We start from the raw sequence: 14398 nt of genomic DNA on the forward strand, positions 1-14398 counted from the left end.
CCTCGTCTAAATGCGGCAAGCAAATAATGGATGTCTAACTCAGGTTAGAATGGAACGGTAGAACGCATTGTGACATGCGTATTCGACTTGCGACAATCGGCGGGGTGATTTTAGGATTGCGTCAAGACGTAACCAGTTCCATAAGGAAGATAACCAGATGTTAAAAGAATTCAAAGAATTCGCCATGCGTGGCAATGCCGTCGATATGGCGGTGGGCATCGTTATCGGGGCTGCTTTCGGTGCCATCGTAAAATCGTTGGTGGACGACGTCATCATGCCGCCAATTGGTTTGTTGTTAGGGAATGTCGATTTTTCGAATCTTTTCGTCGTACTCAGGGATGGTGCAACAACCGGCCCGTACGCGTCTCTGGCTGAGGCCAAGCGGGCTGGAGCCGTTACCATCAATTACGGCGTTTTCTTCAATTCGGTAATCAGTTTTTTGATCGTGGCTTTCTCGATTTTCTTGCTGGTCCGGAGCATCAACAAATTGCGGCGTGAAGCGCCGTCTGCGGCTCCGGCTACAAAAGAGTGTCCCTATTGCCTGTCGGCAGTCGCACTGAAGGCGACACGCTGCCCTCAATGCACATCCGAGCTTAAGTTATAGGTCAGGCCGTGGCGGGCGGACACACGCATGTTCATGTCGATACGATCGGAGGGCGTGCAAAATTCCGATTGGGACTCTCGGCCGCTCTGACCATCGCGTTCGTCGTCTTTGAAGTCCTGGCGGGGCTGATTGCGAACAGCTTGGCGCTATTGACCGATGCGGCACACAACCTGACGGATGTTCTTGCATTGGTGCTGTCATGGTATGCGCTTCATTTGGCCGAGCAGCCGTCCCATGCCGGCAAAACCTTTGGTTATCATCGTGTCGGCATTCTTGTCGCCCTCATTAATTCCACGACGCTGACCCTGATTTCGGCTGGAATATTTTATGAGGCCTACGAACGTTTCGTGTCTCCGCCGCCCGTTGCCGCCGACATCTTGATCGCCGTCGGCGCTGCGGCGTTCGTCGTCAATGTCGTAACGGCATGGTTGGTCAGCCACGGCGCCGAGCACGATTTAAACATCAGGAGCGCCTTTATTCACTTGCTGGGAGACGTATTTTCGACGGCCGGAGCGGTCCTCGCCGGCATCGGAATCTGGTTTACCGGCTTTTATTGGCTCGATCCCTTGGCCAGTGTCCTGATCGGTCTGCTCATCCTCTGGAACGCTTGGGTGATCTTGCGAGAGACCGTCGACATTTTATTGGAAAGCACGCCTCGCGATATCGAAATGAGCTCCATGGTGCGCGATCTTCTTCAAGTCGAAGGCGTAAAGGGCGTTCATGATCTCCATGTTTGGAGCATCTCGAAAAGTTTTCGCTTTCTATCGGCGCATATCGTCATCGACGACGTTCTGATCAGCCAGGCCGCGTTAATACAACATGAAATCAAGGAGATGATCCGGAGCAATTACGGCATCGGTCATTGCACCTTACAGCTCGAGTGCGAAGGATGCGATCCGGATTCCCTGTACTGTGACATCAATCATTACGGCCGCCATCAACACGCCGATAACCATCATGCCGCAAGGTGAGCGGATTGAATAAAGCCGCACCGCCGGTTTGAAACCAACTACGCGATCGGCGATTCTCGGATTTTGCTTAGAATTCATAAACGCGGTATTATTGTCGCCTTCACGGGGCGTAGCGCAGTCTGGTAGCGCACCTGTATGGGGTGCAGGTGGTCGGAGGTTCAAATCCTCTCGCCCCGACCAAATAAAATCAGGGATTTAGATAAGTTAAAGGCCGGTACCAAACCGGCCTTTTGCTTTTTGATCCCAACTTTGATCCCAACCAATCGCAAAGCTATCCCAGTTTTGCGAAACAGATTCAACCATCATCGGTCAGATCATCTCGCAGGTCGGCCAGTCCACGATCCATCAGCTGTAAGCGTGTAGCCATTCCCATCAATGATGCATGGACGAAGGCATCATGCCGAGCTTCCAGTCGTGAAAAGGTCCGCCAGTGCATGCCTTTGGGTTTGCTGCCTTTGCCGTTCAGAATGCCAGGCTGCCATCTTAGCCGCCGCCGGATAGCGTCCGCCCGCCGTGCCGCTCGATCGTCGTCGGGTTCCCGCTGGGAGGCATAAGCCAGCCGATAGCAGTGCCGGCAGGCGAAGATGCCCGCACGGCCGATGTACAGCAGGGCTACGTGCCGCCCGCATCCCGCGGCGGGACAAAGAAACCATGCCCGACCTCCGCCGTAGTTGCAGGGTGTCCATTCCAGATAAACCGGATATTCCATCGGTTGCCAGTCGCCGTCGTTTTTCCGGTGCCGGTAGATCAAAATTAGGCGGTTGGTTTCCACTCTAATCTGGATAGATGCCACTTCTTGCCCGTTGCGTGTCCATTGCCAGGCGAAGGTTTCGCCCGATCTCAGCAGCCTGTCCCGTTGTAGTCGCCGCACATCAAGCGCCCGATAATCGCTTGTTGTGTTCTTCCCGCTTTGCCAGCGTCGCCCGCTACCGATACCGCCCATCTTTTCTCCTCTCGGATTTTGCCGAAATCATTAAAAAAGTTGGCACCGTCGACTTCTCTGAAACATGCTCAAACCCTTGTCGCGCTTCATTTTGCGGCCGTTTCGAATTGATCGCTGTCCTACCCGTTTCGAAGCTCTTTCAGCTTCAAAAGCATGGCCAGGGTGCGCTCGAATTTGCGATCCAGATGCGTTTCGTAGCGGGAGAGCTTCTCCAGGCGATGCGCTTGCAGCCCTTCGCCCAAGGTTTGGGCTTTGATTGCAGGTTGAAAGCGAACCTCTTGCACCATGCGAATGCAGATCGGTCTTAAGGTCTCACGGATGAATTCGGCCAGGTCGTCAGCAGTCGCCGGATATTCTTCTTCCTCGACATGCTCATCCCACCAGTCGCGGGATTCCGGAATCAGCGCTCGCCTGGCTTTTTCGTAAGCCTTGGGTCCGCCTTTGCGGAGAATCGCCGCCGCCTTCTGGGTCGCGGCTAGATCAAGTTCAGCGTTCCGTTGGCGCTCGGCGATCTCTTCCGGTGTGGCTGTCAGTAAGTCCGGCAGATCGGCATGTTCGCCGGATAACCCGCGCTCGATGAGTGGGCGAGTATTTCCGGGCCATGGTTTCCCCCTATTCTTGGTAACGGTATGGCTCAACGCGTTGGATTATTTCGGATGCTAGAATACGTTACAAAAAATTCACCTTATCAGCACCCGCGAAATCGGTGAGGTTTTGCCGTTTAAGTTGAAATCGAATAAAGCTTCGTAACTCCCTGCTAATCGGTTTTGGGCGTAAATTTGAGGGAGGAGTGGATGGGGGAACCAACGATGACTTTCAGCCATCCTTTTTTCGCTTCTATCGTCATCACCGAGGCACCGGTTTTGGGCTGAATCCGAATCATTACGCTCGCCATTCATCCTGATGCAGGACGTTCGGGCTCAAGATTTTTGGACGCCAAAGCTACTCGCTGGCACGCAAGACAGCCTCGTTAGCGTGCCCAGCAAATATTGGAACCTGACCACATTGAACATCACTGCGGCTTGATCGCGGGTAGCGGTTATGCCAGCGCAAGAACAACTACAAGAACTGTCCATGCAAAGCACGCAACATCAAAACCTAGTCGGATTCATCTGGAACATCGCCAACAAGCTGCGCGGCCCGTATCGTCCGCCGCAGTACCGGCGCGTGATGCTGCCGCTGATCGTGCTGCGGCGCTTTGATTTGGTGTTGGCCGAGAACAAGCAGAAGGTGCTTGAGGAGAAGAAGCGCCTTGAAGAGAAAGGCATCACCGGTCCCGCCCTGGATAAGGCCCTGTCGCGGATTGCCTCGGAAGGACGCAAGCAGGAACTGTTCAACACCAGCGGGTTCACCTTTAAAAAGCTGCTCGACGACGCGCCCAATATCGCGGGCAATCTGATTGCCTATATTCACGGCTTCTCGCCGCGCGCGCGGGACATCTTCGACAAGTTCGAGTTCGAGACGGAAATCGCCAAGCTCGACGAAGCCAACCGCCTGTTCCTGATCATCAAGGAATTCTGTTCGGCGGAAATCAACCTGTCGCCCAAGGCCATCAGTAATCTGCAGATGGGCTACCTGTTCGAAGAACTGGTGCGCAAGTTCAACGAGCAAGCGAACGAAGAGGCCGGGGACCACTTCACCCCGCGCGAAGTCATTCGCCTGATGGTGCAATTGCTCTTCACCGGCGAAAAGGACGTATTCAAGCCCGGTGTTTATCGTAGCGTCTACGACCCAACGGCCGGCACGGGCGGAATGCTTTCCGAGTCCGAAAAATACATGGCCGAGAAGAATCCCGATGCCCACATCGAGTTATTCGGCCAGGAATACAACCCCGAGGCCTACGCCATCTGCTGTTCGGATTTGCTGATCAAGGACGAGCCGATCGATAACCTGATCTACGGCGACACCTTGGGGATCAAGGACGCCAAGAACAAAACCAACGGCTTCGTGCCGCATGACGGCCACCCGGACAAGAAATTCCACTACATGCTGGCCAACCCGCCTTTCGGCGTGGAGTGGAAGCCGGAAGAAGACTTCGTGCGCGACGAATACAAAGACCAGGGCTTTTCTGGCCGCTTCGGGGCCGGATTGCCGCGCATCAATGATGGCTCGCTGCTCTTCTTGCAGCACATGATCTCCAAGATGCACCAGCCGCCCCGCTGGGTCGATGGTAAGAACGTGGGAGGCGACGGCTCCAAGATCGCCATCGTCTTCAACGGCTCGCCCTTGTTCACAGGCGATGCGGGCAGCGGCGAAAGCAATATCCGCCGCTGGATCATCGAGAACGACCTGCTCGACGCGGTCGTCGCCCTGCCGGATCAGATGTTCTACAACACCGGCATCTACACCTACATCTGGATCGTCACCAACAAGAAGCCCAAGCATCGCCAAGGCAAGGTGCAACTGATCGACGGCACCCGGCACTTCAAGAAGATGGACAAGAGCCTGGGCAACAAGCGCAACGAACTCTCCGACGGCCACATCAAGGAACTGGTGCGGCTCTACGCCGAACACGAGCATGACGCCGAAAGCGAAGTATTGATCGACGGTAAACCGGAACGCCGCGTGTGTAGCAAAGTGTTCGATAATCGCGAGTTCGGCTTTCTCAAGATCACCGTGGAACGGCCATTGCGGCTCAACTTCCGGGCCAGCGCCGAACGCATCGAACGGCTTTCCGCGCAGAGCGCCTTTGCGAATCTCGCCAGCAGCAAGAAGCGCAAGGATGACGCCGTCTATCGCGCCGAAATCGCCGCGGGCGAGAAAACCCAGGCGGCCATCAAAGCCGCCCTGGAACGGATGAATGGCGAAACGCTCTACCGCAACCGCTTCGAGTTCGAGGCCGTGCTTGATGCCGCACTGAAAAAGGCGGGTATCAAAATTGGCGCGCCGGTCAGGAAAGCCATCCTCGCGGCGCTGTCGGAACGCGACCCGGAGGCCGACATTTGCCGGGACGCCAAGGGCAATCCGGAACCCGATCCCGAACTGCGCGATACGGAAATCGTACCCCTGCCCGATGACATTACCTTGCCCTTGCCGCTGGGCTACGACAACGAAACCGGCCACGACAAACTGCTGGAACTGGTGCGCGACCACTGCGAGGACTACCTCAAGGCCGAAGTCCTGCCGCATGTTCCGGATGCGTGGATAGATCACGATAAAACCAAGGTCGGCTATGAAATCCCTCTGACCCGGCATTTCTACGTGTATCAGCCGCCGCGCCCGCTGGAGGTGATTGCGGCGGAAATCAGCCAGCTTGAGAAGGAGATTGTGGGGATGTTGAGGGAGGTAACGGCGTGAACACGCGTTTGCTGGATTGCGCGTTTACGTTGAAAACGGTTCACAGTTTGTGTAGATTACGCTCCAACAAAACCCGCCAAGGCTATGCGCGAGAGCGTACCCTCAAACCGGCGGGTTACTTTTTTCCGGGGGATGCCTGATGAAGCGCCCCTTCGCCAAACCGGCCACCACCTACGCCGATCAAGTCGCGCTGCTGCGACGCCGAGGCTTGGAAATCGACGACCCCGCCCAAGCCGCGTTCTACCTTCAGCATCTCAACTACTACCGGCTCGGCGCCTACTGGCTGCCGTTCGAGGCCGATCACCGGAGTCATCGATTCCTGCCCGGCACGCGATTTGTCGACGTGCTCAACCTGTACATCTTCGATCGCGAATTGCGGCTTCTGACTCTGGACGCCATCGAGCGCGTCGAGGTCTCGGTGCGCGCCCAGTGGGCCTATCAATTGGCCCACCGGCACGGACCCCACGCGCATCTCGATCCGACCCTGGCCCAACGTGCCGACCGCTGGCGCCAGAATCTCGACAAGCTGGGGGATGAGGTCAAACGCTCGGACGAAACTTTCATCCGGCATCTGCTAAGCACCTATGCCGAAGACCTGCCGCCGGTCTGGGCCGTGTGCGAAGTCATTTCGCTTGGCCTACTCTCACGTCTTTACAACAACTTGAAACCCATGCCGACCCGCCGCGCCATTGCCGATGTGTACCGCATCGATCAAAGGGTTTTGGAATCCTGGTTGCATCATCTTTGCCTGGTACGCAACACCTGCGCCCATCACAGTCGGCTGTGGAACCGCGAATTCACCATCACGCCGGAACTGCCGCGCAGCAAGCCGGCCGGGCTGCTGGCCCAGTGTCAACCCGGCTCGCGCAAGCTTTACAACACGCTGGTTATTCTCCTGTACGTGATGGACCTAATTGCCCCGGCGCATCACTGGCGGGCGCGGCTCAAGGGTTTGCTGGAAGCGCACGCGGTGCCGGTGGCGGCGATGGATTTTCCGGACGACTGGGCAAGCTTGCCGATCTGGCGGGAGGCGGTGCCATGAAATACCCGAGATACTCCGGTTATGTATACCAGCCGCCGCGCCCGCTGGAAGTGATCGCGGCGGAAATCAGCCAGCTTGAGAAGGAGATTGTGGGGATGTTAGGGGAGGTGGTGTGATGACGTATGCGGAATATCGGGATTTAAAAAACTCTGGCATTAAGTGGCTGCAGGACATTCCCAGCCACTGGAGAATCAAGAGACTAAAGTTCTCTACCGAGTTAGTTAACGACAAGGTAAGCGTTGAAGAATCATCTCTGCCATATCTTGGCCTTGAGCATATCGAATCCTGGACTGGACGAAGAATTTTCGGAGAGATTGCCAATAGCGAGGGTTTAGCATCGGCTTTTTCGACTGGTGACCTGCTTTTCGGAAAGCTGCGTCCATATCTGGCTAAAGTTCATTTGGCTGAACAGGAAGGGTTGATTTCCAGTGAAGCGCTTGTTATTCGCAGCAAAGCCGAAGTTCACTCCGCATTTCTGAAGTATTACATGCTTTCTCGCGATTTCATCAATATCGTAGATTCGTCGACATACGGTAGCAAAATGCCCCGAGCTAACTGGGATTTTATCGGGAATCTGCCGCTTTTACTTCCTGAACTCGAAGAACAACAAGCCATTGCCCGCTTCCTCGATTTCAAAACCGCCCAGATCGATGCCCTGATCGCCAAGAAGCAAGCCTTACTCGACAAGCTGGCCGAAAAGCGCACGGCGCTGATCAGCCATGCCGTCACCAAGGGGCTTGATCCTTTGGTGCCGATGAAGGATTCGGGGGTAGCTTGGTTGGGGGAGATTCCGGCGCATTGGGAAGTAAAACGGCTTAAATTCGTTTCACCGTTTATTACGGTTGGGATTGTAGTGGAGCCTTCTAAATATTATGTTGAGTCTGGCATTCCAGCTTTACGCTCCCTTAATGTAAAGCAACATCAACTAATTACTGACGATTTAGTTTTTATATCTCCAGAATCGAATGATCTACATGCGAAGTCAAAAATATTCGAGGGCGATTTAGTAGCCGTCCGATCTGGACAGCCAGGAACCACAGCGATTGTTGATAAACGATTTCATGGCGCAAATTGCATTGATCTGATTATTATTCGAAAACCAACGGTAGCTACATCAGAATTTCTCGATTTCTTTTTAAATTCAAAGCCTGCAAAAGCACAGTTCGAGTCTGGTTCCGGTGGGGCAATTCAGCAGCATTTCAATATTACGACCGCTGGAAATCTAATAATTAGTTGCCCTTCCATCAAGGAGCAAACTGCAATAACTACCTTCTTGGACCGCGAAACCGCCGAGATCGACGCCCTCGCTACAAAGATCGAACAGGCCATCTCGCGTCTTCAAGAATACCACGCCGCCCTAATCACCAACGCCGTCACCGGCAAAATCGACGTGCGGGCTTGGCAACCGAATCAGGAAGCCGCATGAAATTCGAAAGTTTCAAAGCCGGCCGCTGGCAGGCGCGTTACCAGTACAAGAGTTTCGAGCCGGTGCCGGTCAATCATGAGTGGCGCTGGGAAGACCCCGGCATCAATGCCTTGCTGGAGCAAGCCACCCGCGCCCTGGGCGAGTTGAACGCCTTTTCGCTCATCGTGCCGGATATTGATCTATTCATCGAAATGCATGTGGTCAAGGAAGCGCAGACTTCCAGCAAAATCGAAGGCACGCAAACCGGCATTGACGAAGCCTTGATGCCCGAAGAGCAGATCAGGCCCGAAAAGCGCGACGACTGGCGGGAGGTGCGAAATTACATCGACGCCGTGAACACCGCCGTAGCCGAATTAAACAGCTTGCCGCTGTCGAATCGGCTGCTCAAGCAGACTCATGCCATCTTGATGCGCGGCGTGCGCGGCGAACACAGGCAACCCGGCGAGTTCCGCACCAGCCAGAACTGGATCGGTGGTTCCAGCCTGGCCGATGCCACTTTCGTTCCGCCACATCATGAGAGCGTGCCGGAGTTGATGAGCGATTTGGAAAAATTCTGGCACAACGAATACATCGTCGTGCCGCACCTCATACGCGCGGCGATCAGCCATTATCAGTTTGAGACGGTGCATCCGTTCCTGGATGGCAATGGGCGTATTGGCCGCTTGCTGATTCCGCTGTATCTGATCAGCCACGGCTTGCTGAGCAAGCCTTCGCTGTATTTGTCGGACTTTTTTGAACGCAACCGAGCCAGTTATTACGATGCCTTGATGCGTGTGCGATCATCCAACGACCTAATACACTGGGTGCGTTTTTTTCTCAGCGGAGTTGCCCAAACCGCCACCAAGGGTAGGGACACCTTTCAGCAAATACTGGCGCTGCGTAACCAAGTTGAGCAGCAACTCTTGCAGCTCGGGAAACGAACCCCCAACGCCCGGCAAGCCTTGAATGTGTTGTATCGCAAGCCGATGGTGACGGCGGCCTATCTTGAACAAGAGCTTAGGCTGTCGCACCCCACCGTCAATGCTCTGCTGCGCGATTTTATACGCCTGGGCGTGCTGCGCGAGGTGACCGGCGCGGCCCGCAACCGTTTATATGTGTTTGAACCTTACCTTGAACTTTTCATAAGGTAAGGAAAGCGGGTTTTATTTACATAAGAAAGGATGCAAGGTAAGTTTGCCGGCAAATCTCGGCTGTGAGCATCCAGCATTCCGGGGGAAACGATGCACAAAGAAATCGACTTCGAAAACGCCATCGAACACGCCCTGATCGAAATCGGCGGTTACGAAAAGGTCGACCCGAGCACGTACGACCCGGAAGCCGCGCTGTTCCCCGGCGAAACGATAGCCTTTGTACAGAAAACCCAACCCAAAATCTGGGCGCGCCTGACCCGACTGGATGCGGGCAAGGCGCCGGCGATGTTGTTGGACAGCCTGGTCAAGGAACTGGCCGCCAAGGGGGCGCTGGCGGTGTTGCGGGGGGGCTTCAAATGCGTCGGGAAAACGGTGCGCCTGGCCTACTTCGCGCCCAATACCGGGCTGGACCCTTCGGCCACCGAGCGTTACGGCGATAACCGCTTGACCATCGCGCGGCAGATCAAGACCCGGAGCGGGACTATCCCCGACGTGGTGCTGGCGGTGAACGGCCTGCCGATCGCCACATTGGAGCTGAAAAACCCGATGTCGGCCACGCGCTGGAACGCGGAGAACGCCAAATACCAGTACCGCTTCGAGCGCGATCCGAAGGAACTCTTGTTCGCCTTCAAGCAGCGTTGCCTGGTGCATTTCGCCGTCGATACCGAACTGGCGTTCATGACCACCAAGCTGGAAGGCAAGGATACGTTCTTCCTGCCGTTCAACCTCGGCTACAACCACGGCGCGGGCAATCCGCCCGCGGAAGGCGATGTGCGCACCGCCTACTTATGGAACAAGGTGCTCACCCGCGACAGCCTGATGGACATCCTGGCGCGTTTCCTCCACCTGCACGTGAAGGAAAATACCGTGGTTACCGATAAAGGTATCAAGCGGCATCGCAAGGAGACCATGATTTTTCCGCGCTATCACCAGTTGGACGCGGTGCGCGTCCTGACGGACCATGCGCGAGCGCACGGCTCGGGCCACAACTATCTGATTCAGCATTCGGCGGGGTCGGGGAAGTCGAACTCGATTGCGTGGCTGGCCCACCGCCTGTCCTGCCTGCACGACGCCCATAACGAGAAAATTTTCCATTCGGTGGTGGTCATCACCGACCGGCGGGTGCTGGACCAGCAGTTGCAGGACACGATTTTCCAGTTCGAGCACAAACTCGGCGTGGTGCAGAAGATCGACGAAGACACCCAGCAGCTCGCCAAGGCATTGGCCGACGGTGTGCCCATCATCATCTCGACTATCCAAAAGTTTCCGTTCATCAGCCAGGCCATCCGCACGATGGAGGCCAACGGCAAATCGGTAGCCATCTCGACGGCCGGCAAGCGCTTTGCCGTGATCGTGGACGAGGCTCACAGCTCGCAAAGCGGCGAAACCGCGATGGAGCTGCGCAAGATTCTGAACAAGGACGGCATCGAAGCGGCCATTGCCGAGCAACTGCTGGACATGGACGACGAGGGTTTGAGCGAGGAGGCCAAGAGGGAGCTGCTGCGCGAACAGCTCAAGCGCGCCAGGCAGTCCAACTTGAGTTTCTTCGCCTTTACCGCGACGCCCAAGTTCAAGACGCTGTGCGTGTTCAACGAGCCGGGGCCGGACGGGAAGGCGCCGTTCCATCACTACAGCATGCGGCAGGCCATCGAGGAAGGATTTATCCACGATGTGTTGGCGCATTACACCTGCTACAAGCGTTACTACAGGCTGATCCAGAAGGCCGAGACCGATCCGGAGGTACCGCGCCGGAAGGCGGCGCGTGCCTTGGCGCGTTTCGTGGAGTTTCACGATTACGAGATCGCTCAGAAGGTGGAGGTGATCGTCGAGCACTTCCGCACGCACACCCGCCACAAGATCGGCGGCCGCGCCAAGGCGATGGTGGTGACCAATTCGCGTGAACACGCGGTGCGCTACAAGCTGGGGTTCGACAAGTACATCAAGGAGAAGGGTTACACCGACGTTAAATCTCTGGTGGCCTTCTCGGGCGAAATTACGCTTAAGGAATTCGGCGACAAAAAGTTCACCGAGGTGGGCATGAATGGCGGCATCAAGGAATCGGAGCTGCCGGAAAAGTTCAACACGGAGGAATACCAAGTCCTGCTGGTGGCGGAGAAATACCAGACGGGCTTTGACCAGCCCCTGCTACACAGCATGTACGTCGACAAGCGCTTGTCCGGCATCCAGGCGGTGCAGACACTATCGCGCCTCAATCGAATCACGCGCGGTAAGACGGATACCTTCGTTCTGGATTTCGTCAACGAACCCGAAGACATCTATGCCGCCTTCAAGCCCTATTACGAGTTCACCCCCAAGGGCGAAGATACCGACCCGCAGCAACTCAACACCCTCTCCCATACGCTGGCGGGCTGGAAAATCTATACCGAGGCCGAGGTCAGTGCCTGGTGTGAAATTTGGTTCCGTAACCGGCTCAATCCTACCGGCGCTGAGCACAAGAAATTGAATGGCCTGCTCGATTTGGCAATTGAGCGTTTCAAGGAGCTTGGGGAGGAAGACCAAAACCTGTTCAAGAGCCAGTTGGTCAGTTTCCGCAATCTGTACAGCTTCGTTTCGCAAATCATTCCCTACCAGGATTCCGATCACGAGAAGCTTTACACCTACGCCCGTTTCCTGCTGAACAAGCTGCCGCGCACCACCGACAACCGGACGGTTCAAGTCGACGACGAAGTGGAGTTGAAGTATTACCGCCTCCAGAAAATCAGCGAAGGGGCCATCGACCTGAAGGCGGGCGAGCCCGAGGCACTCTATGGCCCTACAGAGGTGGGCACCGGTCAAGCGGATGAGGATGTGCAACTCTCGACCTTGGTGGACCAGCTCAATGAACGTTTCGGTACCGAGTTCACGCCGGCCGATCAACTTTTCTTCGACCAGGTCCGTGAAACCGCCGTTGCCAACGAAAAGCTGCGGCAGGCGGTGATGGCCAACACCATCGAAAACTTCGAGCCCGTCTTCAACAAGCAGCTCGAAAACCTCTTTATCGAGCGGATGGACGGCAACGAAGAAATCTTCGTCCGGCTGATGAACGACGAAGCCTTCCGAAATGTTGCCGCGAGCTACTTGATGCGGGCCGTCTACCAGCAAGTTAAATCGGCCGGAGAGGCGGGCAGTTGAAACGCAGGCAGGCTCGACAGGACATAAATCCGGCATCTGATTGTGTTCGTGTAGTAACGGAGAGCAATAACACTTCTTCGGCCTTAGCCACCGAAGTCGACAGCCGCCGTCTGTTCGCGGCCGTTCTGCGTGACGCGTCGGCCCCGGCTCAAGCCACCGTCGCCGCATGAGCCTGACCATCGTCGAGGTGCTCGAACGTTCCGTGCAGGGCCGGACGGAGCCTTACGTTTGCCGTGGCGACGATGGCGAGGTGTATTTCGTGAAAGGCCGCTCCGCGACACGGCGGGGGCTGATCGCCGAATGGCTGTGCGCCCGCCTGGGAGAGGCATTCGGCTTGCCCATCGCGCCCTATGCCATTGCCCATGTGCCGGAAGAGTTGATCGAGGCGGACCTGACCGGATGGTTGCGTGACCTGGGGGCGGGGAATGTTTTTGCTTCACGTCGAGTCAATGCGGTGGAGTTGACCGAGGCACATCGCAGTCTAGTGCCGGAGGCACAACGCCGGGATGTCATTGCCTTTGACTGGTGGGTGCATAACGGCGACCGGAATCTCACAGCCTTAAGCGGCAATTCCAACCTGCTTTGGAACCCGGCGGATGGTGGCTCGCTGGTGGTGATCGACCATAACCTGGCCTTTGACCCAGAATTCTCGGCCGCGGATTTCGTCGAACTCCATGTGTTCTCCGATGATATTTCCTTAATGTTCAGCGATTTCTTGCTCCGCGATGTCTACACCGCACGGTTCGCAAATGCCCTCGGCATTTGGGAGGAAGCCTGCCATAATCTCCCGGAATCCTGGATGTTCATTGATCCCGAACAGACGACCCCGTTGAATTTCCGTTCGCCCAGATCAAGGAATTATTGAACCGAGCCTTGTCTGAAACGTTTTGGTCGTTGCCGCCATGAAAACCGCTTGTCACTACGCGATTGCCCGCTTCATGCCTTTCATCGAAACGGGGGAGTTTGCCAACGTCGGCGTGGTCATGTTCGCACCCAATGCGCGTTTCTTTGGTTTCAAGCTGCTGGTCAACCGCCATGCGCGGGTGACCAATTTTTTCGAGCAGATGGAGCCCAAGGTCTATAAAGCGGCAATTCGGACTCTTCGGGAGGAATTGGAGCGCATCGACGGCATGCTCAAGCAGATGGGTACGGATCGCCGCATGAAAAACCTGGATCGAATGGGTGCTCTGACATTGTGGACCGAAATCGTTAAACCACGGGAAACCATGCTGCGCTTTAGCGACTCGCGTGTTGTTTTGGCTGACGATCCCCAGGCCAAGCTGAAAGAGCTTTACGCGTATTACGTAGAACGCAATTTCGTGACCCGCGAATATCAGGAACACATTTTGGAAAAAGGTGTGCGCGGCTGGCTGCGCGATGCAAAGCTGCTGGATCGGTTTCACCCCGCCCGTGTGGGTAACGACGAATACCACGCGCAATTTCCCTTTGTCGCCGGGCCGGATGATAAGCCGGAGAAGATAATCAAACCTCTCAATCTGGGCTATACCGACGCCGCGCGCATCATTGATCACGGCGGCCAATGGGTCGTACGCATCAATGCGCTAAGAAAGCGCCAGTTGTTACCCGGTAAGGTTCTTTTCGCGGTTCATGGTCCTGATGATTTCACTCCTCGGGGCCGAGCCAAGCGCGAGGTGGTAGACGAACTGAAAGATGCCGGCGTGATTGTTACGCCCTACGGCCAGGCTCAATCCATTCTCGAATTTGCCCGGCAATAATTCCAAGTCGGGAAAAGTTTTACCTGATTAGCGACGAAGTTCAGTACAGGCTCACATAGTGAGCCGCTAGGGTCCTTAGACTATGGGCATCTATCACAAGCGGGGTGTCCCATGCCT

General features: G+C 55.8%; 11 protein-coding genes and 1 tRNA gene. 10 read left to right on the forward strand and 2 right to left on the reverse strand.

The genetic code is table 11. The features are described 5' to 3' along the window. Positions 1–157 precede the first annotated feature (157 nt). From mscL to JOD69_RS22125, 3 genes are all read left to right on the forward strand, one after another. Entirely contained in the window at positions 158–604 is a 447-nt protein-coding gene (gene mscL, locus JOD69_RS22115) for a large-conductance mechanosensitive channel protein MscL (protein WP_086132774.1), read from the forward strand. An 8-nt stretch (positions 605–612) separates the two neighbouring features. Further along, a complete protein-coding gene (locus JOD69_RS22120) occupies positions 613–1575 on the forward strand; it encodes a cation diffusion facilitator family transporter (protein WP_086132773.1) in 963 nt (320 codons plus the stop codon). Positions 1576–1678: 103 nt separating this feature from the next. After that, positions 1679–1755 (forward strand) — tRNA-Pro (locus tag JOD69_RS22125). A gap of 115 nt (positions 1756–1870) precedes the next feature. Here the strand turns inward: JOD69_RS22125 and JOD69_RS22130 are convergent. Both JOD69_RS22130 and JOD69_RS22135 read right to left on the reverse strand, forming a co-directional pair. Beyond that, positions 1871–2518, reverse strand: a complete 648-nt coding sequence (locus JOD69_RS22130; protein WP_086132772.1) for a hypothetical protein — start codon at positions 2516–2518, stop codon at positions 1871–1873. Positions 2519–2637: 119 nt separating this feature from the next. Continuing rightward, positions 2638–3156, reverse strand: a complete 519-nt coding sequence (locus tag JOD69_RS22135) for a hypothetical protein (protein ID WP_205780921.1) — start codon at positions 3154–3156, stop codon at positions 2638–2640. Between the two features lie 436 nt (positions 3157–3592). Between JOD69_RS22135 and JOD69_RS22140 the strand changes: the two genes are divergently transcribed. From JOD69_RS22140 to JOD69_RS22170, 7 genes are all read left to right on the forward strand, one after another. Next, positions 3593–5815, forward strand: coding sequence for an N-6 DNA methylase (locus tag JOD69_RS22140; protein ID WP_205780920.1), 2223 nt, complete (start codon positions 3593–3595; stop codon positions 5813–5815). Positions 5816–5954: 139 nt separating this feature from the next. Beyond that, positions 5955–6857: an Abi family protein gene (locus tag JOD69_RS22145; RefSeq protein ID WP_086132770.1), complete on the forward strand. Its 903-nt coding sequence runs from the start codon at positions 5955–5957 to the stop codon at positions 6855–6857. A gap of 115 nt (positions 6858–6972) precedes the next feature. Next, complete coding sequence (locus JOD69_RS22150) at positions 6973–8283, forward strand: restriction endonuclease subunit S (RefSeq protein WP_086132769.1); 1311 nt, start codon at positions 6973–6975, stop codon at positions 8281–8283. Then, positions 8280–9413: a Fic family protein gene (locus JOD69_RS22155; RefSeq protein WP_086132768.1), complete on the forward strand. Its 1134-nt coding sequence runs from the start codon at positions 8280–8282 to the stop codon at positions 9411–9413. The genes JOD69_RS22150 and JOD69_RS22155 overlap by 4 nt, the downstream gene beginning before the upstream one ends. Positions 9414–9503: 90 nt before the next feature. Beyond that, positions 9504–12545 (forward strand): type I restriction endonuclease, encoded by a 3042-nt coding sequence (locus JOD69_RS22160; RefSeq protein ID WP_086132767.1) that lies wholly within the window; start codon positions 9504–9506, stop codon positions 12543–12545. Positions 12546–12711: 166 nt separating this feature from the next. Continuing rightward, positions 12712–13410, forward strand: coding sequence for a HipA family kinase (locus JOD69_RS22165; RefSeq protein ID WP_086132766.1), 699 nt, complete (start codon positions 12712–12714; stop codon positions 13408–13410). A gap of 37 nt (positions 13411–13447) precedes the next feature. Next, the gene (locus JOD69_RS22170) at positions 13448–14281 is read left to right on the forward strand and encodes a DUF3037 domain-containing protein (protein WP_139840959.1); all 834 of its coding nucleotides are present in this window, start codon (positions 13448–13450) and stop codon (positions 14279–14281) included. Positions 14282–14398 lie beyond the last annotated feature (117 nt).

The organism is Methylocaldum sp. RMAD-M (assembly GCF_017832375.1).
Taxonomy (GTDB): domain Bacteria; phylum Pseudomonadota; class Gammaproteobacteria; order Methylococcales; family Methylococcaceae; genus Methylocaldum.